Source organism: Pseudomonas sp. GW821-FHT09H03 (assembly GCF_059415945.1).
Window position 1 is genome coordinate 16,464 of the sequence record NZ_JBWKOF010000022.1, and the last position, 23,099, is coordinate 39,562.

The following is a 23,099-nucleotide window of genomic DNA, read 5'->3' on the forward strand; positions in this document are numbered from 1 at the left end:
GTGGGATTGCCTCCCTCGCCACGGTGAAGGTCCAACAGCGCACTTAAACCTCGGCGTCGAGCAGCTCGAACTTCACCTGATCCGGATAGAACGCCATGTATCCGCGAATCTGCTCTACCGACACCTTGGGGTCTTCGTAGCTCCACACCGCGTTGGCGCCTTCATGCCCCGGCACCTGCAGGCTGAAATAGCTGGCATCGCCCTTGTAGGGGCAATAACTGGTGTGATCGGTACGGGCAAAATACTTTTCGTCGATGTCCTCTCGCGGCACGTAGTACACCGACGGGTAATTGGCCTCCAGCAACACCAACGCACGAGCCGAAGCGGCCACCTGGATACCGTGGAACATCACCAGCAGGCAGCCGGGCTGCTCGGCGATGGTGATGACAGGACTGGGACTTGAGCTTTTCATGGAATACGCTCCTCATGACAAATGGCAACGCCCCGGACCAATGTGGGAGCGGGGCTTGCCCGCGATGGGCTGCGCAGCAGCCCCACAACCTGAGACCTCGAACAGTCAGGTATAACCCAAGTTTCGCAATCGCGAGTGCTTCAACGCCGAACGGGTGATAAACCCATCGCAACAAACAAGCTGTACATCCATACAGATAAAGATTGCCCCAACGCGCAGCAACCGCCATCCTGTGCACCTCACGCACATTGATCGACGATGGTGGTTATGCGGCTGTACCTCTGTGAAAAACCCTCCCAGGCCAAAGACATTGCGGCCGTGCTCGGTGCCAGGCGCCGGGGCGACGGCTGCTGGCTGGGAACGGACGTCACGGTCACCTGGTGCATCGGCCACCTGCTGGAAACCGCACCACCGGATGCCTATGACGCACGCTACAAGCGCTGGGTGCTGGCGGACCTGCCGATCATTCCGGACAAATGGAAGATGACCGTCAAGCCGCGTACCGCCAGCCAGTACAAAGCGGTCAAGCGCCTGCTCGGTGAAGCATCGGAATTGATCATCGCCACCGACGCCGACCGTGAAGGCGAGATGATCGCCCGGGAGCTGGTCGAGCATTGCCGCTATCGCGGGCCGATCCGCCGGCTCTGGTTGTCGGCGCTGGACGACGCCTCGATCCGCAAGGCCCTGGCGGCACTCAAACCGGGGGCCGAGACCTTCAGCCTTTATCATTCGGCGCTGGGGCGCTCCCGGGCCGACTGGCTGATCGGCATGAACATGAGCCGGCTGTTCACCCTGCTGGGGCGCCAGTCCGGTTATCAGGGGGTTTTGCCGGTCGGCCGCGTGCAAACTCCGACCCTGCGCCTGGTGGTGGATCGCGACCGCAGCATTGCCGATTTCGTCCCCGTCGCCTACTGGGCCATCGACGTCAACCTGCTGCACGATGGCACGGCTTTCACCGCGCAATGGCGGGCGGCCTCCGAAGTCTGCGACGACCAGGACCGCTGCCTGAATCAGGCTCTGGCCCAACAAGCTGCGGCCGCCATGGCCGGCGCGGCCAGTGCCCGGGTGATCAAGCTGCGCACCGAGCGCATGCGCGAAGTGGCGCCGCTGCCATTCGACCTGGGCACCCTGCAGGAAGTCTGCTCGAAAAAACTCGGCCTCGGCGCCCAGGAAACCCTCGACATTGCCCAGGCCCTCTACGAAACCCACAAAGTCATCACCTACCCTCGCAGCGATTGTGGCTACCTGCCCCTCAGTCAGCACAGCGAAGCGCCGGCCATTCTGGCCGCGTTGCGCCAGGCCGACCCGGCACTGAACGCCCTGCACGACCACCTTGAGCCGCAGCGGCGCTCACGGGCCTGGAACGATGCCAAGGTCAGTGCCCACCATGGCATCATCCCCACCGCCGCCGCGAAGAACCTGGAACGTCTGACCGGCAAGCACCGTGCGGTCTACTCCCTGATTCGCGCGCGCTATCTGGCGCAGTTCCTGCCCAATCACGAATTCGATCGCACCCAGGCCGACTTCGACTGCGCCGGTGAAGCCTTGCGCGCCGTCGGCAAGCAGATCGTCGAGCCGGGCTGGAAACGCGCCCTGCCTGAAGCCCTGGCACCGGCCAAGGGCCGCGAGACGCCCGCACCCCAAACCCTGCCGAACCTGCGCGAAGGCATTGATTGCGCGGTTGCCGGCGTGCAGCTCAAGGACCTGTGGACGCAACCGCCCAAACCCTTCACCGAAGGCGATCTGATCAAGGCAATGAAGAACGTCGCCAAGCTGGTGGACGATCCGTTGCTCAAGCAAAAACTCAAGGACACCACCGGCATCGGCACCGAAGCGACACGCGCCTCGATCATCCAGGGCCTGCTCGACCGTGGTTATCTGGTCAAGAACGGCAAGGCCCTGGCCGCGACCCCGGCAGCTTTCAGCCTGATAGATGCCGTGCCCCGTGCAATCGCCGACCCGGGGACCACGGCCATCTGGGAACAGGCCCTGGACATGGTGCAGAGCGGCGAAATGAGCCTGGAAGAGTTCGTCACCAAACAAGCGGCGTGGATGAGCAAGCAGGTCAGTCGCTGCGCCGGCCTGAGCCTGACCATCAGCGGCCCACCTCCCAGCGGACGCGCCGCTACCCCCTGGAAGAGCAAACGCAAGAAAACCCAGCGCAAACCATCGAGCGCAGGCAAACGCGCGGCGAAACCGGCCAAGCCATAATTGCCCTGTGTCGCACTGCAAGCCAGGAGCCCGCCAGCATGCCCGAGATAGAACTGCACGCCGCGCAACGTGACGAACTGCAAATCATCGAAAACCTGATGCAGTTCTACACCTACGACTTCAGCGAGTGGTTGCCGCTAAAGCTGGGTCAACAGGGCTTTTTCAACATCCTGCCCATGCCGCATTACTGGAGAGACCCGGCGACACAGCCATTTCTGATCAGGGTCGACGGCGAGCTGGCCGGTTTCGTGACTGTGGATGACCGGACCCATTTGCCAGGCGCCCGGTACAACATCGGCTACCTGTTCGTCAGCCGCGGCTATCGTGGCCAGGGTGTCGGCAGTTTTGTCATATCCACCCTCTTGAGCCAACTACCCGGTCAATGGCAGATTTTCCATATCGACGCGAATAAGCCGGCGCACCTGTTCTGGAGCGCCGTAATGCCCACCCTCGGCACGGGCCCGATCGCCCGGCATCAGCTGGTCATCGAGCACAATCGCTGCACCGTTTACCGCTTCGAGTCAGCCCCGCTCGCCCCCTGACGGGCATCATCCCTGCCCTCCCTGCTCATTCCGAACAGCTTTGTCCGACAATATGTAGTGCGTAAAAATATTCACTACAAAACCGTTGACTCGACCGATTTGGCCTTGCATGATGCAGACGTCTCCCCGATCGGGAGTACAGGCAACACGTTTGAGCAAGCTCGTCTGACCGCCGAGCTGTTTTTCCCGGATACACGCTGCCCACAAGGCAGATTGAAGAAGCTGACCTGGCCTGAACGTCCAGTACAAGGGCGAGAAGACTTGGCGAGCAATCCTCATGATGCTTGTGGCCGACCCTGAAAACGTCGGCAGTGGCCTGAAGGTTTTCGCCGCTTCTCTTCGTTGTGACGCTATTGCGTAGCAGTTATTCAACACGACTACATGCAACAGACGCAGGACCCCGCCAATTTGGCGGTCGAACGCTGACGTCCTGGTTTCGGTGCCAGGGATCAACTAACCGATGGGCTACCTGTATAGCGACTCAACTTTAGAAAGATCACCAATTGGTCAAGGGGCTTTATGATGAATCTGAACAATCAACCAACTATCGATGAACTGGCTCGTATGTTCGCTGCAAAGAAAGACAGCCACGACAACCATATTCTCTGGATCAGCAAGTGTGGCCAGGTTCACATCGACTGCCTGTCGCCGCACGCCCACGAAGCGGAGTTCGACCAGAACAACCAGAACCTGCTTGCCCGACTGAAGATGTACCGTCGCGGCCAGGGCTATGTCGGCAAGAAAGCGGCAGCCGACAAGGACTTCATCGCCAGTGTTCTGCAAACCCTGAAACAGGCGTGGAACTCGATGCAGAACAATAACGAAGTTCGGGTGATTGACCGGCTCTACTAATATCTAAATATCTAAAGGGCCTGCTCCTAATCAAGAGCAGGCCCTTTTTTATTGTCTGTCCTGCCGCCATCGCCAGCAGGCTGGCTCCCACAATGACTTATGGGGTTCACAAGATTTGCGTACGACCTCAAATCCTGTGGGAGCCAGCCTGCTGGCGATGGAAGTACGTTTATGGGACCGCTTTTTCGACCTGCACGTGCAGGTGCCGATACAGCAAATCGTCAGCGATCGCATACATGCAACCAACGGCGACCTGACCCGCCAACGCATCATGCTGACGACAGCGTACGACATGCTCGAGCGGCAACTGGCCAATACAACGTGGGTAGCCAGCCCCGACTTCAGCGTGGCCGACTGTGCAGCCGCGCCGGCGCTGTTCTATGCCAGCACGCTGGTGCCGTTCGGTGACACGCATCGGCAACTTGGCGCCTACTTTGAGCGGTTGATCAGCACCCATCGGTACAGCGGGTCATCAATGAAGCCAGGCCTTACTTTGCCCTTTACCCGTTCGCCGAAGCGATCCCGGATCGGTTTCGCTAGCGGTCAACGAAAACGCCCCAGGTAATGCCTCGGGCGGCATGGCAAAAGCTGTCGTATGTAGTGACGACTACAGCGCGACATTTAATGGATTTGGTAGCCAAGCGCATCGAAATTGACAGCGACTGCAAACACGAAAGACTGGCATAAAGAGCCGTCGACCGGGTTCTGTGTGCTTGCAGGAAGAGAAAATGGCAGGGGCGGCTGGATTCGAACCAACGCATGGCAGGATCAAAACCTGCTGCCTTACCGCTTGGCGACGCCCCTGTATCTGTTGCGACGAGAGCCGGGCTCTCTTTTTGAACTGCCCGCTTTACAACTCCGTAAGAGCTGCTGCGAGAGTGGGCGCAAATTTACCAACTTCCTTGGCGCCTGTGAAGCTTTTTTTTCACAAATTGTTTTTTAAAACAGGTGCTTACTGTACTTCAAAGGCTCTGCAGCACGCGCCCTGTCACCAAGGCCCTTTATTTTCACCTGACAAATCAAGGCAATTATCCACGCCTTGCAACGGGGTAGTCATAAAGCCGTCGGGGCCCCGCATGCACGCCTCGAAGGTGTGCTACGTTGTAAGTAGGACAGTGTTGAAGCCTTGGTCATGAACACTCAGCGCCTGCCCCCGCTGCCACTCGCCTGGAGCACCGGGTCGCACTTTCCCCTTGACCGTTTTTCGGTCCAGCCAGGCCTGCCAGGCTTTTCTTTCCTCTCGGGGGGATAGGCAATGATTGCGCAATACTCTTTCACGGCCACTTGAGGACACGCAATTGAAAGGCAAACTGATCGCTGCCATCGTCACCGTCCTGGTCGCCGGCACCGCGATTTATGGGGTGAACACCTGGAAAGTGGTGGATAACCAGCGGCAAGAGGCGGTATGCAGGGCCGCGCAGCAACATATCAAAATCCTCGAAACCCAGGCACGGGCCATGGCTGCAGGGCTGTCGGTAGAAGCCTATGCCGAAGCCGAAAAGGCCGAAGCAGGCAAACTGGTTCGCGCGCTCGATACCGCGAAGAACGAAGCGGAGGTCGATGCCGTCATCGAACAGCATGCCACCGTTATCCAGGCGCAAATCGTCGCTGAAGACGCAGAAGTCGAATCCCGGGGCGAACAGCCGTTCCTTGGCCAGGAACTGAAAAAACAACGCATCCCGACTGACGTCAAACAGGAATTCAAGCGCGCCGAAAAAGCTGTCAACGATGCCTGTAGCTAGAAATCCGTTTCAGTCGCTACATGATTTTCGAATGCGTCTAGACTTCGTCAACGGCAGGTTGCAGCCGTAATCCGTACTGACGGCAGACGGAAACGAGGACGCCCATACTTTGAAAAATCCAGCCATCTGCACCATAGGCGGCCTGCTGCTTTCGATGGAGGCGTTCGCCACCGGAATCATGCCTGTGTTCGATATGGACTTCACAAGGTCAGCGACTGAAACACTGAAAAAAATAGGCATCCACGACGCCTGTATCATCAAGGCAGCAAACCCCACCGCGTTCACTTATTGCCGGGAAGGTTCCACAACCCTGTGGCAGTATCAGGCGCTGGACCTGGAACAACTGGACAAGGTCCACGGTGATGCTCCGCAGTCTTCGAAAGCGTATCTGCCCATCAGCGTAAAGGAAGTTGATAGCGTCGCCTGCCTGGACGAACACGAGACATCGTCAGCTGTACAGGTAATGTCTCGCTGGTTTGCCCTCGTGGTGTTTATCCTTTCCCTGCTGGTCGGCGTGCACCAGACCTTGCGGGTCATCCAGCATCGGCGCAATAACCCCACCGGGTTTTCACCTCCCCATCTGCACGGCACGAGCCCATCCCTGCCAGGGTTCGACACCTTGGCGACCACCAAAGCCCTGGCAGCGTTTACCCTTGCCGTGACCGTGGCAATTGTCTACTTCAGCTACACAGGGTTTTAACAGGAGCCGAGCGCGCCGTTGCGGCGCGCCCGAAGGTCTTAGTGGGGCGCGCGAGGAATGGTCTTGAGCAGGTCTTCGGGACTGATGTGCCCCACCACGCTGCCCGGTTGCGGCAGGTTGAGGATGTGACCCTTCATCTTGCCGATGATGTGCATCTCGCAAGGCTTGCAGTCGAACTTCAGGGTCAAAACTTCATCCCCGTGGATCAATTGCATCGGCGCGACCTTGGTGCGCACACCGGTGACGCCCTTGGCCTGTTTCGGGCACAGGTTGAAGGAGAAACGCAGGCAGTGCTTGGTGATCATCACCGGCACTTCGCCAGTTTCCTCGTGAGCCTCGTAGGCCGCGTCGATCAGCTTGACGCCATGGCGATGATAGAAGTCCCGGGCCTTCTGGTTGTAGACGTTGGCCAGGAACGACAGGTGCGACTCCGGATACACCGGTGGTGGCGTGGTTTCGGCCTTGCGGCTGCCGCGCGGGTGAGCGGCGATCCGCGCTTGGGTCAAGGCGTCGATCACTTCACGGCGCAAGGCCTTGAGCTGCGAGTTGGGGATGAAGTACGCCTGCGGTGCGTCCAGCTTGATGTCAGTGGCGTGGTATTGCGTGGTACCCAGTTGGCCGAGCAGATCCTGCAATTGCTCCAGTGCCTGTTCCGGTTTGTTGGCGGCGCCGAACGGGCCAGCCAGGGTGACGCTGGCGCTGATGCCCTCTTCGCTGGTAGCAGTCAATTCCAGCTGTTCTTCACGCAGGCGAGCAACCCAGCTCAAAGCGATGCGACGCTCGGCGGAGGTCTTTTGCAACGCCTGTTGCCAGTTGTGATCAAGGTTGCGATTGAGCGGATGGTTGGGGCGCAGCTTGTACATCCCCTCCGGCATTTCGTTGGGCTCGACGCGATAGCGATAACGCTTCTCGCCGTCCTCCTCGAATTCGCCTTTGGGTTCGGCGATGTTGGCGCGAAAACCCACCACTTCACGCTTGACCAGCACGTTGAGGCCGTCGCCGTTGGACAGCGGCTCGTGGGTCACGACCTGCATGTCACGCTTGGCGACTTTCTCGACCACTCCCACTGGCAAACCAGTGAAGGTCGGCGAGTCAAAGGCGCCGATATCGATCTTGCGGTCAGTGACGAAATAATCGGTGCTGCCACGGTGGAAGGTTTTTTCCGGGTCAGGCAGGAAAAAGTGCGCGGTGCGGCCACTGGAGGCTCGGGCCAGGTCCGGGCGGTCTTCGAGCACGGCGTCGAGGCGCTGACGATAGTAGGCAGTGATGTTTTTCACATAGCCCATGTCCTTGTAGCGCCCTTCGATCTTGAACGAGCGCACGCCGGCCTCGACCAGGGCGCGGATGTTGGCGCTCTGGTTGTTGTCCTTCATCGACAGCAGGTGCTTTTCGTAGGCGATCACCCCACCTTTTTCGTCTTTGAGGGTGTACGGCAGGCGGCAGGCCTGGGAGCAGTCGCCACGGTTGGCGCTGCGCCCGGTCTGCGCATGGGAGATGTTGCACTGACCGGAGAACGCCACGCACAAGGCGCCATGGATGAAGAACTCGATGGCCGCGTCAGTCTCGTCGGCAATGGAGCGGATCTCCTGAAGGTTCAGCTCGCGAGCCAGAACCAATTGGGAGAAGCCAGCCTGATCAAGGAACTTGGCCCGCTCCAGGGTGCGGATATCGGTCTGGGTACTGGCGTGCAGCTCGATAGGCGGGATGTCCAGCTCCATCACTCCCAGGTCCTGGACGATCAGCGCATCGACACCGGCATCGTACAACTGGTGGATCAGCTTGCGGGCCGGCTCCAGTTCGTTGTCGTGCAGGATGGTGTTGATGGTGGTGAACACCCGCGCATGATAACGACGGGCGAATTCCACCAATTCGGCGATTTCGCTCACTTCGTTGCAGGCGTTGTGGCGCGCGCCGAAGCTCGGGCCACCGATGTAGATGGCATCGGCGCCATGCAGGATCGCCTCGCGGGCAATGGCCACATCGCGGGCGGGGCTGAGCAATTCCAGGTGATGCTTGGGCAGGGACATATTTTTTTAGTCAGGCTTGTCACGGTCGAGGCGTGCATTGTAGCGGTGAAACGCCCAACCGGCACCTTGTGCTGCCAGGTGGTGTTTCTAACCTGACCTGCGCCAATCCCTGTAAGAGCGAGCACGGTCGCGATGGACGTCAACGATGACGCGGGCATCCTGTATGCCCAGGTCGCCCTTATGCTCTTCGCGAGCATGCTCGCTCCTACAGGATTTGCGTGTATCGCAGCTATCAGGCCTTGGCCGCCATCGCGGTCACTTCCACGCGCATGCCTTCCACCGCCAACGAGGCAACCCCGACAGCAGCGCGAACCGGCCATGGCTTGGCGAAGTAGCGCTTGTAGACTTCGTTGAACGCGGCGCGGTCGGCCATGTCGGTGAGGTAGATGGTCAGGTGCATCACGCGGTCCATAGAGCTGCCGGCACGCTCCAGCGCGACCTTCAGCGCCTGCAGGGTGCATTCGCTCTGCAGGGTAATGTCACCCAGTTCCAGGCTGCCATCGGCGCGGGTCGGGATCTGGGTGGAGACCAGCACGCCAGCGAAACCGACGACGTCGGAAGAAATCGAGTCCGCATCGGGATCGGGAGTGAAGGTGATGTCTTGATTGGCCATGGAGATTCTCTTGCTTGATGTAGTTAAGCCATATGCAGCGAGGTGACTGACAATGCGTGGCAGGATACCGCGCATCACCACGCAGGAAAAATCCATGACGCTTGTTTGATGAGTTTTGCTACCCAGGCGTGTAGCACTCGGTAACACGCAAGCCCTGATGTGGTGCATCTTTTTCAACGATTCGCCGCCCACCACCTCACGCCGCTTGCTCCCACCCGCCATGGCGTACTTTGTGCATCTAAATGCGACCCCAACTGCCTGAAGTCGCCATGCGCCCCAAGGAACTGAAACACTGGACCACCGGTGTAGCCCACCTGCTCGACCTGCCTCCCGGGCAGCCGCGCCTGTCGGGTTTGAGCCACTGGCTCCGGCAAATCTGCCCGGTCGATCATTTCGTGTTGTTTGTCTATGAAGGCAATCACCGGCCGCTGGCATTGTTCGATACGTTTTCGGCGGACAGGCGTGCGGTGTACGTTGACGACTACCAGTGCGGGCCTTACCTGCTCGACCCCTTCTACCTGGCCTGCACCCGCGGGCAGGCACCGGGGCTGTGGCGCTTGCGCCAGTTCGCCCCCGACCACTTCTACCTCGGCGAGTACTTCCTGACCTATTACCAGCAAACCGGCCTCGCCGAGGAAGTGGCGTTTTTCGTCGACCTGGGCGATGGCGCCATGGCGGTGCTGTCGTTGATGCGCTCCAGTGCCAGCTGTGCGTTCAGCCGGGACGAAATGCAACTGATCGAGTGCGCGCAAGCGGTGGTCGAGCAGGTCATCAATGAAGCCTGGCGCCTGCGCAAGGCCCAGCAACCGCGCCCGGCGCAAGACCTGGATTTCAAGATCCGCGAAGCCTTCGACCATTTTGGCGCCCACATCCTCACCGGCCGCGAGCAGGAAATCGTGCAACTGCTGCTGCGCGGCCACTCCAGCGCCTCGGTGGCCGAACAACTGAACATCAGCCCCGGCACGGTGAAGATTCATCGCAAGAATATCTACGCCAAACTGGGGATTGGCAGCCAGTCGGAGTTGTTGGGATTGTTTATCCGGGAGTTGACGGAAGATCCGTTGCAGACGCCCGGGCTCAAGCTGCAAGCCTGAGATCTGTCAGTCAACAGAAAACTCCTGTGGGAGCGGGCTTGCTCGCGAAAGCGATATTTCAGCCGACACATAAGTTGCCTGACACACCGCTTTCGCGAGCAAGCCCGCTCCCACAGGTCATTCGGTGATCTGGAGATTGTGGTCAGGGCGGTTCAATCTGATCCAAGGCCCGGTTCGCTGCCAACTCACCCAACATGATCACTTGCGCGATGCCCAGCAGTGCATTGCGGCTTTTCCTCTCCAGATGATCCACCAGATCGCTGGCCTTGAGCCCATCGTCGGAAGACCGCCCGGAGCAAGCTCGCTCCTACAACAATCCCCCTCCTATCCCCCAAGGGATATATACACCGCAAATCCCCGATTGCTAGTTTGGCCCCCGACGCACTGATTCATCACTGCAAGGGAGCCCTGCTCGTGAACAACAGCGTGAACGACACCCCACCAAGCGATATCGAATTCTGCAATGTGGTTAAACGCTATGGCGATGTGCAGGCCGTCAACGGCCTGGATTTCGCGGTGCAGCGTGGCTCGTTTCACTCCTTTCTCGGTGGCTCCGGCTGTGGCAAGACCACCACCTTGCGCATGATCGCAGGGTTCGAACAACCCACCAGCGGCGAAGTGCGCCTGGCCGGTAAGAGCGTTGCCGGAGTACCGGCCTTTAAAAGACCGGTGAACATGGTGTTCCAGCATTACGCGCTGTTCCCGCACCTGACTGTGGCGCAGAACATTGCCTACGGCCTGCGCTATCGCACCCCGCGCCCGGACAAGAAACAACAACTGCGCATGGCCGATGAAGCGTTGGAGATGGTGCGCCTGAGCGGCTTCGGTCAGCGCAAGCCGAGTGAACTGTCCGGCGGCCAACAACAACGTGTCGCCCTCGCCCGCGCCCTGGTCAACAAGCCGACGGTGTTGCTGCTTGACGAGCCGCTGGCGGCGCTGGACCGCAAGCTGCGCAAGGAGATGCAATCGGAACTGCTGCGTTTGCAGCGCGAGGTCGGCATCACCTTCGTACTGGTCACCCACGACCAGGAAGAAGCCCTGTCGATGAGCGACAGCATCAGCGTGATGCACAACGGTTCGATCATCCAGACCGCCACCCCGGAACAACTTTACGAAGCCCCGGCCAGCCGTTACGTCGCTGACTTCATCGGCGAATCCAACCTGTTCGACGGCACCGTGCGCCAGCTCAACGGCAACTGCGTGGTGCTGCGCACCGAGCAAGGGCTGGAACTGACCAGCCCCCTCACCCCCACCGGCAAAGCCCTGAGCGCCAACACTGCCGGTTGCATCGCCGTGCGCCCAGAGCTGATCAGCATCGCCGGCGCCAATGTCGAGATGACCCGGGAAGTGAAGCTGCAGGGTTCTGTCGAGGACCGCATCTACCTGGGCAACTCCACCGAATACCGCGTGCGAACCCAGGCCTTCGGCGTGGTCTGCGTGCGTGTACCGCGCCAGCAGGATCACGGCGCCAACGCATTCGAACACGGCGCGCCAGTGCGCGTCGGCTGGGATCACGCCAATGGCCTGGCCATGGCGTTGTAAATCATCGATTCGTTTCATCAACCGGATGTGGAGCGTGCTATGGACCAGAAGACTTTTATAAAAACCCTGCGCAGCTGGCAGAACGGCTCGATCAGCCGCCGCGAGTTCCTTGGTCGCACCGGCCTTGGCATCGCTGCCGCCGTGGTCGCCACCAACATGCCCGGCCTGCTGACCTCCACCGCGCAAGCCGCCGAACAAGGCAAGCTGGGTGATCGCCTGTCACTGGCGACCTGGCCGAACTACCACAGCCAGGAAAACCTCGACGCCTTCGGCAAGACCACGGGTGCCCGGGTGTCGATGAGCGTGTTCGGCTCCAACGAAGAAATGCTCGCCAAACTGCAGGCCGGCGGCAGCGGTTGGGATGTGCTGGTGCCCACCAACTACACCATCAGTACTTACGTCGGCCTGGGCCTGATCGAGCCGCTGGACCTGTCGCGCATTCCCAATTTCGACGCCTCGGCGTTCCAGCAGAAGTTCATGGCCCAGGGCACGGTGGACGGCAAGATCTACGCGGTGCCGAAAAACTGGGGCACCACCGGCATGCTCTACGACACCGGCAAACTGAAAAACGGCCCGACCAGCTGGAAGGAGTTCTGGGCCGCCGCCCAAGGCCCCGCCAGCGGCCGCACGATCGTCCACGACTACCAGTTGACCGCCATCGGTAACGCCCTGAAAAGTTTCGGCTACAGCTTCAATTCCCTGGACCCGAAGGAACTGGCCGACGCGGAAAAACTGCTTATCGAGGCCAAGCCGCATCTGTTTGCGATCAACTCCGACATCCAGCCGTCGATGCGCAGCGGCGATGCCTGGCTGGCGATGTCCTGGACCGGCGACGCTTCGCAACTGCACCGCGACAACCCGCAGATGCAGTTCGAACTGGGCAAGGAAGGTGGCGAACTGTGGAGCGACTTCTTCGCCATCCCCAAAAGCTCGGAGCACAAGGATGCTGCGTATGCCTTCATCAACTACCTGCTTGATCCACAGCACAACAAGCTCGAAGTGCTGAGCCACGGCTACCCGAGCGGCGACAAGCGCGTCGACGCCCTGCTGCCGAGCGCCATGCTTAACGATCCGATCATGTACCCGGCCGCCGAAGCCCTCAGCCCGCTGGAGTTCGGAGCAGCTGCCACGCTGACCAGTCCGGCACGCGCCGAGTTGATGGCGCGTTTCAAGTCCGCCTGATCGCTTGACCATGGCCAATGAGGAGCCGTCAATGAACGCCGCCGCCCACCCGCAAACGGTGCAGCCGGGCCTTGCCCTGTCGGTCGAGGTGCGCCAACGGCGCAGCCTGGGCCGACGCATCACCCTGCTGATGCTCTTGCCTTCGACCCTGTGGTTCCTGCTGCTGTTGCTGATGCCGCTGGTCATCATCCTGGTCTTCAGCTTCGGTGAGCGCAGCGCCGTGGGCGGATACGCCGGTGGCTTCACCCTGACCAACTACCTGAACCTCGGCTCCCGCGGCGCGGCCTTCAGCAATACGCTGATGCTGGCGCCGCTGGGCACCCTGGTATGCCTGGTGGCGGCGTATCCATTGGCGTACTTCCTGGCGGTCAAGGTCACCAGGAACCGCTCGCTGCTGCTGACGCTGGTGATCGTGCCGTTCTGGACCAGTTTTTTGATCCGCACCTACGCCTGGATTTTCATCCTCAGCGGCAAGGGCATCCCGGCGCTGCTGGCCAGCCTGGGCCTTGAGGATGTGCGGCTGATCAACACGCCTTGGGCGGTGCTGATCGGCATCGTCTACGGCTACCTGCCGCTGATGGTGTTCCCGATCTACGTCAGCCTGGAAAAACTCGACAAGCGCCTGCTCGAAGCCTCGGCGGACCTGGGTGCCAGTGCCTTCGAAAGCTTCCGTCGGATCACCCTGCCGCTGTCCGCGCCGGGGATCATCACCGGGGTGATGCTGGTGTTCATCCTGTTGATGGGCGAGTTCCTGATCCCGGCCATTCTCGGCGGCGGCAAGGTGTTCTTTGTCGGCAACGCCCTGGTCGACCTGTTCCTGCAATCGCGCAACTGGCCGTTCGGCAGTGCGCTGGCCATGACGTTGGTGGCGATGATGCTGCTGATCATCGGCGTGTATCTGAAACTGGTGGCGCGCTACGGCGGCCGCCCTGCCGACGGAGGTCTGTGACATGTGGCTGCGCAGTTATTCAACTTCGCTGTACCTGTTTCTCTACGCGCCGATTGCCTTGATCGTGCTGTTCAGCTTCAACGCCGGGCGCAGTGGCCTGGCGTTCCAGTGCTGCTCGGTGCAATGGTTCGGCACCGCGTTCGGCAACCCGTTCATCATGGAAGCCCTGGGCAACAGCGCGCTGATTGCGCTGAGTTCCGCGGTAATTGCCACGCTGTTCGGCACCCTGGCGGTGTTCGGCTTGCAGCGCTGCGGCGCCAAGGTGCACATGCTGTTCGATGCCCTGACCTATTGCGCAATCATTGTCCCGGGCATCGTCATCGGCATTTCGACACTGATTGCCTTCATCAGCCTGTTCGACCTGATCAACCCGCTGCTGGCGAGCTGGTTGCCGACCGTGCCGAAGTTGAACATGGGGTTCTTCACGGTGATCGCCGCGCATTCGCTGTTCACCATGGCCCTGGTGATGGTGATCGTGCGCAGCCGCGTCGATTCCCTGGACAAGGCCTTGCTCGAAGCCTCGGCGGACCTGTACGCGCCTCCAATGGACACCTTCTGGCGCGTCACCCTGCCGCAGATCAGCCCGGCGATCATGGCCGGGTTCCTGCTGGCGTTCACCTTCAGCTTCGACGATTTCATCATCGCCTTCTTCGTCGCCGGTTCAGAGACGACGTTGCCGATCTACATATTTTCCTCCATCCGCCGCGGCGTGACGCCGGAGATCAACGCGATTTCCACGGTGATCATCTGCGTGTCGCTGGCCCTGCTGTTCACTTCCCGCCATCTGCAAAACCGCCGCACCGGCGTCCAGGAGTCGCACCATGCGTGATCAGCTCTACATCAACGGCGAATGGGTCAGCCCGGACCTGGGCGGCTATCTGGATGTGATCGATCCGGCCACCGAACAGGCCTTCCACCGTGTGGCGGCCGGCACTGAAGAAGACGTCGATCATGCCGTGCGTGCGGCCCGGCGTGCCTTCGACAATGGCTGGAGCCAGACCAGCGGCGCCGAGCGCGGGCAGTGGCTGGAGGCCCTGGCCGATGAGCTGGAAAACGGCCAGCAAGCGCTGGCGGAACTGGAAGTACGCGACAACGGCAAGCCCTTGCCCGAAGCGCAGTGGGACATTGCTGACGCCATCGGCTGCTTCCGGTACTACGCCGGTTTGGCACGGGAACTGGATCAACAGCAGGACCAACCGCTGGCCCTGCCGGACGAGCGTTTTCGCTGCCGCATCCGCCACGAGCCGATTGGCGTGGCCGGGCAGATCATTCCCTGGAACTACCCGCTGCTGATGGCCGCGTGGAAGGTCGCGCCAGCCTTGGCCGCCGGGGCCACGGTGGTGTTGAAACCGTCCGAACTGACGCCGCTGACCGCCTTGGAACTGGCGGCCGCCGCCGATCGCATCGGCTTGCCGGCCGGGGTGTTGAACCTGGTCACCGGCCTCGGTGCCGACGCCGGCAGCCCACTCACCGAACACCCTGGGGTGGATAAACTGGCCTTCACCGGCAGCGTGCCCACCGGGGCGAAAATCATGTCGGCGGCGGCACGGGACATCAAGAACATCAGCCTGGAACTGGGTGGCAAGTCTGCGTTCATCGTGTTCGATGACGCCGATGTCGAAGCCGCCGTGGAGTGGATACTGTTCGGCATCTTCTGGAACCAGGGCCAGGTGTGCAGCGCCACGTCGCGCCTGCTGGTGCAGGAAACCATCGCCCCGCGCCTGATCGAACGGCTGGTGGAAGAAACCCGCAAGATCAGCATTGGCCCGGGCATGCAGCCCGGCGTGCTGCTCGGGCCGCTGGTCAGCCAGGGCCAGTACGACAAGGTGCTCGGCTTCATCGACCAGGGCCTGGCCAGCGGCGCCCGTCTGCTCACCGGCGGACGGCGCCCGGCGCATCTGGCCGAAGGCTATTTCATGGAACCGGCGATCTTCGACGAGCCGGGGCACAGCAGCATCCTGTGGCGCGAAGAAGTCTTCGGCCCGGTGCTGTGCATCAAACGCTTCAAGACCGAAGAGCAAGCGCTGCAAATGGCCAATGCCAGCCGCTTCGGCCTCGCCGCCGCAGTGATGAGCGCCGATCTGCAACGCACCACGCGCGTGGCCAATCAGTTGCGTGCCGGGATCGTCTGGGTCAACTGCTCACAGCCAACCTTCGTCGAGGCACCGTGGGGCGGCATGAAACACAGCGGGATCGGCCGCGAGTTGGGGCAATGGGGGCTGCACAATTATCTGGAGGTCAAGCAGGTCACCGAGTATGTCAGCGACCAGCCTTGGGCCTGGTACATGAAATAGTCCTGCTCACAGATAGCCTTGAATAACCCGACCAATAAGCAACCCCGCTTTCCCATCAAGGATTCGCCGCCTGCGTCGGCAGCACCGCCGTCGCAGGCGTGTAGGGTTCTTTCCAGGCGAACCGATAGGCTTTGGCGGCCATCTCAGGAAGGCACTTGCCGTTGTCGGCGGCGGCACTGACGATGGACCAGTGGGCCCGGGAATCTTCCCCCAGGGCATGGGCCGCTTCGGCATTGAAGCACTGGCCCAGCACATCATCGGGCACCAGGGCGTAGGCCTGTGGATGTTCGCGCAACCATTGGGCGGCCTTCTCGACCGAGGAATTGTCCATGCCGAAATGCACCAGCGGCTGGCGCGCGAACAGCCAGTGCCCTTCTTCCCAGTTGACCAATACCAGATCGGCGCCGTGGGTCACGGTCGCTGCCTGCTCCATGATGGCCTGATCAGGATTGGCGCCATCCTTGAGCGGCACGAAGAATCCCCGGGCGAACCACAGCACGAACCAGATCGCGAACAGCGCCGTAAATACCCGACGCAAACGCGCACGCCGCCTGTACCAGCGCTTGAGCATCCAAGGAATCAGTGGCGCGGCCACCAGCGCCAGGCCTGGCAACGCCGGGTAGATGTACAACTCGCGCTTGCCGCTGCTGAAGCTGAAGAACAGCACGACCAATAGCACCCAGCCGAGCAGCACCAACACCCGGCCATCGCGCTTTTTCAACTGGCGGCGCCACGCGGGCACCAGCCATGGCAGCATCAACACCAACGGCAGCCAGTATAGGGCGATGACATGGGTAAAGAAGTACCAGGACGGTTCGCGGTGATGCCACGCCGCGGCATAGCGTCCCGCGGTCTGGCGCAGGAGAATTTCCCGGGCGTAGGCCATTTCATCGGCGCTGCCATGCAGGGCAATCGACAAGCCCAGGGGCAACAACCACACCGCTATGGCGCCGAGCATCACGGCAAGGCCCAGCAACCATTTCCGTGCCCCACCCGGCATGGCCACCACACCCGGCCATTTCCTGAGGACTGCATACGCATACGGAATCAGCATCAACACCGGCAGAAAACCCACGCCCTTGGTGATCACGCCGACGCCCATGGCCGCGCAGCCCACATAGAACCAGCGCCAGGCCGGGCCTGACAGCAGGTGCCGGGCCAGACCGTACAGGCCCAGGGAGGTAAACAGAATCAAAATGCTGTCGATCTGGCCGCTTTGCAGAATGCTGTAGGTCTGATAGGTCGCCAGGTACAACAGTACCGCGATGCGCCCGGTACGCTGGTTCCACAGCCGGCGCCCCAGGTCATAGACCATGGCCGTGACCATCACCGCCGAAAACAACCCCGGGATATACAGCGCGATGCTGGCCTTGCCGGTCAACCAGACACAGAAAGCCACCGCCCACATGAAAATCGGCGGCTTGTCACCGTAGATCTCTGCGGCACGATGGGGGATCAGCCACGAGCCGTGTTGCAGCATTTCCAGGGCGACCCCCAGATAGCGTTCTTCCTCCACGTTCTGCGCCTGGCGCCAGCCCAGTCCTGCGCCAATCAAAACCAGGGCCAGAAGCATCAAGCCCAGGCATTCAAGCCACGAGGGTAGAGATCTGCGCATGCTTTATTCCTTACCTGGCCGACCCGCCCCGGGGTTTGTAGAAGCGGAACAGGCCGATATCCGCTGTCTTGGTGTACTGCCTGGCCCAGTCCGGCCTGACCGTACGATCATGGAAATACAAGGCGCCACCGGTGCGATCCGGCAACTGTTTGTTCAGTGCCTTGCGCGCTATTTCCTTGGCCAGCGCATACGAACCTTCTTCCTGGACCGAATCAGGGCGCCCGTCACACCACCAGGAAAACTGGCAACTTTTGCTCTCCGAGCCCTGCTTGACCACGCCGCAGACGGTGTCCGGAAAACCCCCGTGGCCCAAGCGATTCATCACCACATTGGCCACCGCTTCCATGTCGACCGAATCCTTGCCTTTGGCTTCCCAATAAATCGACCGCGCCAGACAGGTGATCGCGTCGTCCAGCGGCGCGACGCCGGCAGGGTCCACGGCCTGGACTTCGGACTGGGTAATCGCTTCGGCCCCAGGGGCCGGTGCGGGACTGCTGCTCTGCGCGGCCTTTTGCTCAAGCACCTGGGCCTTGTTCTCGGCCGCCTGCTTTTGCTGTTCCTGATCTGCGGCGATTGCGCAGGTGGCGAACAAGATGACGACGAGGCAGGAGGCTATCCAGTCAAGGCGCATGGTCGGGCAAACTCCGAGGGCAGTATCGAACCAGTGTAGTAGTGAAATGATTGCACTCCACCCACTACACTTCTGGATAAAATCCGTTGCCTTTGACGGGGCAAATTCGCGCATCATGGGCGCATTCAGCTCAAGGGGGATTTCCATGCGCTTCATCTCAAACGCTGTGCGTCTGGCCGGGTTGTCACTGGGCCTAGTGTTCACCGCCACCGCTGTGGCGAGCGACGAGTCGCAATTGATCGAGTCGATCAATGTCTACCGCAGTCAACTGCAACGCTGTGCCGGCCAGGTCTCGTCGGAGCTGCCGCCGCTGTCCGCCGATCCTCGCCTGGTGCTGTCCGCCACCAGCGTCGTCAATCTGCAGCAGGCCATGGCCAGCGCGGGTTATCCCATGAAGAACGTGCAGGCGATCAGCCTTACCGGACCACGTGATGCGGCGTCGGCGATGAAGGCGATCCAGGAGAGTTTTTGCCAGATCGTGCTAGACCCGCAATTTGTCGATGTCGGCGTCAGCCGCCAGGACCGTGACTGGCGCATCGTGGTCGCACGCCCGTTATTGAGCGCGCGCCTGGGGGACTGGCAAGCGGAAGGCCAGAAACTGCTGGCCGAACTCAACACCGCCCGCGCGCAGCCGCGCCAGTGCGGCGCACAATCCTTTGCCGCCGCCACGCCACTGACCTGGAACGCCACGCTGGCCAGCGCCGCCGAGACCCACTCGCGGTCCATGGCCAACAACAATTACTTCGATCACAAAGACCGCGACGGGCGCACCCCCGGTGACCGCGCCGAGCTCGCCGGCTACGACTTCCAGCAAATCGCCGAGAACATCGCCGCCGGGCAGGACAGCGCGCGCAAAGTGGTCGAAGGCTGGCTGACCAGCCCCGGGCATTGCGCCAACCTGATGAACCCGCAGATGCGCGACCTGGGCGCGGCGTATGCGACCGATCCGAAGAGCGATGCGGGGATCTACTGGACGGCGATGTTTGGGGCGCAGTGAGGGCAATAGCCCCCCGAAGCGATTGCATTGGGGGTTCTGTGTGGCCAACGAACTCGTCAAAAAGCGAAAAACTTTTACTAAAAGAAAGATTTTTCTGAAGGAAATTTCTGAAATATGAAAAGCCACACATAAAATCTTGAAATTTTAAAGCTCAATAAATATACCTATCCCCTTGCGAAACCATTTCGAATAACAAATTTCGACTTCAAAGCCAGGGCCCTATGAAAAATGCGATATCACCTACAAGAAATGAAAACTTCTCTGACTGGTATCAACAAGTGGTTATCCAGTCGGAAATGGCTGAAAATTCTCCAGTACGAGGCTGCATGGTTATCCGCCCTTGGGGGTATGGCATATGGGAGCAAATTCAACGAGAGCTTGATAAAAAAATAAAAGACACAGGACATTCAAACGCATATTTTCCACTTTTGATTCCGTTATCCTTTCTTCAAAAAGAAGCCGAGCATATTGAAGGTTTTGCCAAAGAGTGCGCGGTTGTAACCCATTACCGTCTCGAAAAATCAACGGATGGAGCGCTTGCTCCTGCAGGAGCATTAGAAGAACCGTTGATCATCAGGCCCACCAGTGAAACGGTCATCGGTGCATCCTTTTCACGATGGGTACAAAGTTATCGGGATCTACCGCTCCTTATCAATCAATGGGCGAACGTACTGCGTTGGGAAATGCGCCCTCGGATTTTCCTTCGCTCATCAGAGTTCCTTTGGCAAGAAGGTCACACCGTTCACGCAACTCACGATGAGGCCTTGGTCGAAACGCTAATGATGCTGGATCTCTACGAGCGCTTTACTACCGAGCACTTGGCCATACCAGTAATCAAGGGCGAAAAATGCTCCTGGGAACGTTTTCCGGGTGCCGTCAGCACCTACACCATTGAAGCAATGATGCAAGACGGCAAGGCCCTGCAAGCAGGTACGTCTCATTTTTTAGGCCAGAACTTCGCACAGAGTTCAGACATCCGCTTCGTGAACAAAGAAGGGTTAAAAGAGCTGGCATGGACCACGTCCTGGGGAGTATCCACGCGATTGATCGGCGCGATGATAATGGCCCATGGAGACGATGACGGGCTAGTACTCCCGCCGCTCGTGGCGCCGACGCAGGTCGTCATTATCCCGATCGTACGCAACGAACAGCATGCAGATGCCATTCATGAGTGCTGCAAAAAACTGCAAAAGCAGATTTGCCGAAAAAAACTGAAGGGGCAAAACCTTCGGGCCAGTGTTGATTGGCGGGACATGAACAGCGGCGAAAAAAAGTGGTACCACATCAAGCGTGGCGTCCCTGTCCGGGTCGAGATTGGCATAAAGGAACTGGAGCAAAATGCGGTGTCCTACTCCTGCCGAAACAATGCCAACAACCTTCTAAAAATTGACATTGAAGCTTTCGTTAATAACATTTCGAAAACACTGGCAACAATTCAAAAAGACATGCTGATGGTGGCACAGACAAAACTATCCAACAACACCACTACGGTCACTACTCTGGAAGAATTCAAAAGGTGCTTCAAACAGAACGCAAAGCATAACGCCTTTGTTCTTGCCCCCTTCACCGAAGATGAAAACGTTGAAAAAGCTATCGGAGAGCTTGGAGTGAGCGTTCGCTGTATCCCACTAAAACAACCGGGAATTTCCGCAACCTGTTTATTCACCGATCGAAAAACGAACACGTGGGCACTTTACGCGAAGTCATATTGATCGCTGATCACCTACAGCTCCGCGATTGCGGGGCTGTATTGTTTCCAAAGACACCAACTTTCCGCCTGCTTTATAAAAAATTACACCGCCTATCATTAGCAATACCAATAAATACAACAAAAAGTACAACGGACTGAAGTCAACGAGGATGTAACCGCAGACCACCGGTGTGGATGCGGCTCCGAGGTAGGTAAGGTTTTGAGAACTGTAGTACGCCCCTGCCATTCGTGCAGGAGCAATTCGCGTGATGTACAGAAACTCAAGAGGCTGAATGATGATCTCCCCCACCGTAAACAGGACAGTGAAGACAGCCCAGGCAAATAGCGTGCTGGAGAATGCAAACCCCAACAGCCCGACGACGAAGGTCAGCACACACCCGCACGTCCAAAGCCTGAAGCGCTCAACCGTCACCTTGCGACCGATCGGGTATTGCAACAGGATTGATGTCAGCGCGTTGGTGACGAATACCACATTGATGATTTTGTACATTTGCTCAATGGAATGCGTCGTCAGCAAGTATTGGCCTACATACAGGTGAAACTGCCCGAATACGCCGGCCAACAGGACACTGGCTACTGTGAACTTCAGCAGCTTGCGATCCCTGACCATGTTCGCCAGAGAGCCAAGCACGCCTTCGCCTATGTCGCGTGGTTGCACGCGCTCCTTTGTATCAGCGAAAGGACGTAACGCCGCCAAGGCAAATACAATCGCCGCTGCGCTGCAAAAAAACATCGGCGAAACGCCCTGATTGTTCAACCAGAGGCCGGCCAATGGCCCTAATGCATACCCCGTATTGGTAAGAGTGTATTTAATTGAGAGCACGGATGCGGTTTCCGCTGAGTGAAACCAACGAGCGATACACATGCGTATGGCCGTTTCCACTGACAGATACGCTAGGTTGAGTACCAGGCACAGGATAAACACGAGCACCAGCGAATCGCACCACAAAAAGCCGGCGTACACCGCAGATTGGAGGACCGATGAAGTGAGCATCAGAGTTCTGATACTCATTCTGTCGAGCAACGCCCCTAATACCAGGCTTCCGACTGAACTCAGGAGGATGAACCCTCCTACAAAGAGGCCTATCCGATCCACTGACAGCTCAAACCGTTCACTTAGGAAAATCAGGAAATAGGAAAGAAATGCAGCCCGCGCCAAAGTAGGAAAAAATGATAACGGCACCACCCACGCGGCTCCGTGCATTAGCCGGCCCACGTTCAACCGTTCAAAGACGTCCATAGACCACTCGCGTTTTATAGATCATGGAGACAATATCGTTTTGCCTATATTGCTGATGCAGAGAGTTCAAGGCGCGACTGGCCGAATCATATTCCGGTGTTCCGACCTGCATGGCATAGGAACAAGACATGGTTCTTTCGAGCAGTCCCGATCCGCTCAACTGCTGGCTATTGACGAACGTGCGCTCCTCATACGGGCCATCAAAAAACCGGTGGAGACGATCTTCCAGGCACTTATCTATTTGTAACGTTTCCTCATAACGTTCGAACTGGTTCAACAGCAGTTGCTCGTAATCACGGTGAAATCCGTCGCAGTCGTAACTGCGAATATTCCAGACAAGAAATACCGGGTTTTCTGTGGCCAGTACACGTCTGAACTCAGCCTGAGTCTTACCCGGATCAAACCAGTGGAAAGATTGACCACATACAACGGCCGATACGGAGCGGGAGGCAAATCCCGTTTGCTCGGCGGTGGCTTTTCGAAAACTAGCGTTGGGCACCTCAGTGCCCGATCGGGCCTTCGCGAGCATCTGTGCATCAGGTTCCACGCCAACAATCAGCATGCCGGTCGACGCCAGTTGCCGGGTTAGTATTCCGGTACCCGCACCGACGTCCAACACAGGCAATCCCGAAGACAAATCGAGCTGTTTGTGGATGAACTCAATTGCCCGCTGCGGATAGGACGGTCTAGAGTTGTCATAGATTGTGGATTTGTTGCGGTAGCCCTCAGCGAGTGAGCGGACCAT

General features: G+C 59.2%; 20 protein-coding genes, 1 tRNA gene and 2 pseudogenes. 14 read left to right on the top strand and 9 right to left on the bottom strand.

Translation table 11 applies throughout. The features are described from left to right. Positions 1–43 precede the first annotated feature (43 nt). Positions 44–412: a DUF427 domain-containing protein gene (locus AC07OG_RS24215; RefSeq protein ID WP_060540419.1), complete on the bottom strand. Its 369-nt coding sequence runs from the start codon at positions 410–412 to the stop codon at positions 44–46. A gap of 267 nt (positions 413–679) precedes the next feature. Here AC07OG_RS24215 and AC07OG_RS24220 point away from each other — a divergent pair, with 267 nt between their 5' ends. The 4 genes and pseudogenes from AC07OG_RS24220 to AC07OG_RS24235 all read left to right on the top strand — a co-directional run. Continuing rightward, positions 680–2,623 (top strand): DNA topoisomerase III, encoded by a 1,944-nt coding sequence (locus AC07OG_RS24220; RefSeq protein WP_495068291.1) that lies wholly within the window; start codon positions 680–682, stop codon positions 2,621–2,623. 38 nt (positions 2,624–2,661) lie between these two features. Next, the gene (locus AC07OG_RS24225) at positions 2,662–3,165 is read left to right on the top strand and encodes a GNAT family N-acetyltransferase (protein ID WP_495068292.1); all 504 of its coding nucleotides are present in this window, start codon (positions 2,662–2,664) and stop codon (positions 3,163–3,165) included. A gap of 522 nt (positions 3,166–3,687) precedes the next feature. Then, entirely contained in the window at positions 3,688–4,017 is a 330-nt protein-coding gene (locus AC07OG_RS24230; protein ID WP_060540416.1) for a hypothetical protein, read from the top strand. Positions 4,018–4,171: 154 nt separating this feature from the next. After that, positions 4,172–4,557: pseudogene (locus AC07OG_RS24235) on the top strand (glutathione S-transferase family protein); the annotation flags it as partial. A 189-nt stretch (positions 4,558–4,746) separates the two neighbouring features. Here the strand turns inward: AC07OG_RS24235 and AC07OG_RS24240 are convergent. Next, positions 4,747–4,821: transfer RNA gene (locus tag AC07OG_RS24240), tRNA-Gln, on the bottom strand. Positions 4,822–5,315: 494 nt separating this feature from the next. Here AC07OG_RS24240 and AC07OG_RS24245 point away from each other — a divergent pair. Together AC07OG_RS24245 and AC07OG_RS24250 are read left to right on the top strand one after the other, a co-directional pair. Next, positions 5,316–5,759, top strand: coding sequence for a hypothetical protein (locus AC07OG_RS24245; protein ID WP_060540415.1), 444 nt, complete (start codon positions 5,316–5,318; stop codon positions 5,757–5,759). Positions 5,760–5,868: 109 nt separating this feature from the next. Beyond that, positions 5,869–6,459 carry a hypothetical protein gene (locus tag AC07OG_RS24250; RefSeq protein ID WP_495068293.1) on the top strand — a complete coding sequence of 197 codons (591 nt, stop codon included), beginning with the start codon at positions 5,869–5,871 and terminating at the stop codon, positions 6,457–6,459. Between the two features lie 38 nt (positions 6,460–6,497). On the opposite strand, the gene AC07OG_RS24255 is transcribed toward AC07OG_RS24250, so the two are convergent. Together AC07OG_RS24255 and AC07OG_RS24260 are read right to left on the bottom strand one after the other, a co-directional pair. Then, positions 6,498–8,486, bottom strand: a complete 1,989-nt coding sequence (locus AC07OG_RS24255) for a peptidase U32 family protein (protein WP_060540414.1) — start codon at positions 8,484–8,486, stop codon at positions 6,498–6,500. Between the two features lie 232 nt (positions 8,487–8,718). Beyond that, positions 8,719–9,099: a RidA family protein gene (locus tag AC07OG_RS24260; RefSeq protein WP_060540413.1), complete on the bottom strand. Its 381-nt coding sequence runs from the start codon at positions 9,097–9,099 to the stop codon at positions 8,719–8,721. A gap of 269 nt (positions 9,100–9,368) precedes the next feature. On the opposite strand from AC07OG_RS24260, the gene AC07OG_RS24265 reads away from it, so the two are divergent. Next, entirely contained in the window at positions 9,369–10,193 is an 825-nt protein-coding gene (locus tag AC07OG_RS24265; RefSeq protein ID WP_495068317.1) for a response regulator transcription factor, read from the top strand. Positions 10,194–10,335: 142 nt separating this feature from the next. On the opposite strand, the pseudogene AC07OG_RS24270 reads toward AC07OG_RS24265, so the two are convergent. After that, a pseudogene (locus tag AC07OG_RS24270) lies at positions 10,336–10,458 on the bottom strand (DUF6124 family protein); the annotation flags it as partial. 149 nt (positions 10,459–10,607) lie between these two features. Here AC07OG_RS24270 and AC07OG_RS24275 point away from each other — a divergent pair. The 5 genes from AC07OG_RS24275 to AC07OG_RS24295 are packed head-to-tail and all read left to right on the top strand — an operon-like array spanning position 10,608 to position 16,160. After that, the gene (locus tag AC07OG_RS24275) at positions 10,608–11,735 is read left to right on the top strand and encodes an ABC transporter ATP-binding protein (RefSeq protein ID WP_236707800.1); all 1,128 of its coding nucleotides are present in this window, start codon (positions 10,608–10,610) and stop codon (positions 11,733–11,735) included. 39 nt (positions 11,736–11,774) lie between these two features. After that, complete coding sequence (locus AC07OG_RS24280; protein ID WP_495068294.1) at positions 11,775–12,917, top strand: ABC transporter substrate-binding protein; 1,143 nt, start codon at positions 11,775–11,777, stop codon at positions 12,915–12,917. A gap of 31 nt (positions 12,918–12,948) precedes the next feature. Next, complete coding sequence (locus AC07OG_RS24285; RefSeq protein WP_495068295.1) at positions 12,949–13,866, top strand: ABC transporter permease; 918 nt, start codon at positions 12,949–12,951, stop codon at positions 13,864–13,866. A gap of 1 nt (position 13,867) precedes the next feature. Next, complete coding sequence (locus AC07OG_RS24290) at positions 13,868–14,695, top strand: ABC transporter permease (RefSeq protein WP_495068296.1); 828 nt, start codon at positions 13,868–13,870, stop codon at positions 14,693–14,695. Then, positions 14,688–16,160, top strand: coding sequence for an aldehyde dehydrogenase family protein (locus AC07OG_RS24295; RefSeq protein WP_495068297.1), 1,473 nt, complete (start codon positions 14,688–14,690; stop codon positions 16,158–16,160). The genes AC07OG_RS24290 and AC07OG_RS24295 overlap by 8 nt, the downstream gene beginning before the upstream one ends. Positions 16,161–16,215: 55 nt before the next feature. Here the strand turns inward: AC07OG_RS24295 and AC07OG_RS24300 are convergent, their stop codons facing one another. Together AC07OG_RS24300 and AC07OG_RS24305 are read right to left on the bottom strand one after the other, a co-directional pair. After that, on the bottom strand, positions 16,216–17,775 hold the full coding sequence (locus AC07OG_RS24300; protein WP_495068298.1) for an ArnT family glycosyltransferase: 1,560 nt from the start codon (positions 17,773–17,775) through the stop codon (positions 16,216–16,218). Positions 17,776–17,785: 10 nt separating this feature from the next. Beyond that, entirely contained in the window at positions 17,786–18,406 is a 621-nt protein-coding gene (locus tag AC07OG_RS24305) for a cell wall hydrolase (protein WP_495068299.1), read from the bottom strand. A gap of 145 nt (positions 18,407–18,551) precedes the next feature. Here AC07OG_RS24305 and AC07OG_RS24310 point away from each other — a divergent pair, with 145 nt between their 5' ends. Together AC07OG_RS24310 and proS are read left to right on the top strand one after the other, a co-directional pair. Then, on the top strand, positions 18,552–19,403 hold the full coding sequence (locus tag AC07OG_RS24310; protein ID WP_495068300.1) for a CAP domain-containing protein: 852 nt from the start codon (positions 18,552–18,554) through the stop codon (positions 19,401–19,403). Between the two features lie 221 nt (positions 19,404–19,624). Next, positions 19,625–21,115: a proline--tRNA ligase gene (proS, locus tag AC07OG_RS24315; protein ID WP_495068301.1), complete on the top strand. Its 1,491-nt coding sequence runs from the start codon at positions 19,625–19,627 to the stop codon at positions 21,113–21,115. Here the strand turns inward: proS and AC07OG_RS24320 are convergent. Together AC07OG_RS24320 and AC07OG_RS24325 are read right to left on the bottom strand one after the other, a co-directional pair. Beyond that, positions 21,107–22,354, bottom strand: coding sequence for an MFS transporter (locus tag AC07OG_RS24320; protein WP_495068302.1), 1,248 nt, complete (start codon positions 22,352–22,354; stop codon positions 21,107–21,109). The genes proS and AC07OG_RS24320 overlap by 9 nt on opposite strands. Then, positions 22,341–23,099: a class I SAM-dependent methyltransferase gene (locus AC07OG_RS24325; protein ID WP_495068303.1), complete on the bottom strand. Its 759-nt coding sequence runs from the start codon at positions 23,097–23,099 to the stop codon at positions 22,341–22,343. The genes AC07OG_RS24320 and AC07OG_RS24325 overlap by 14 nt, the downstream gene beginning before the upstream one ends.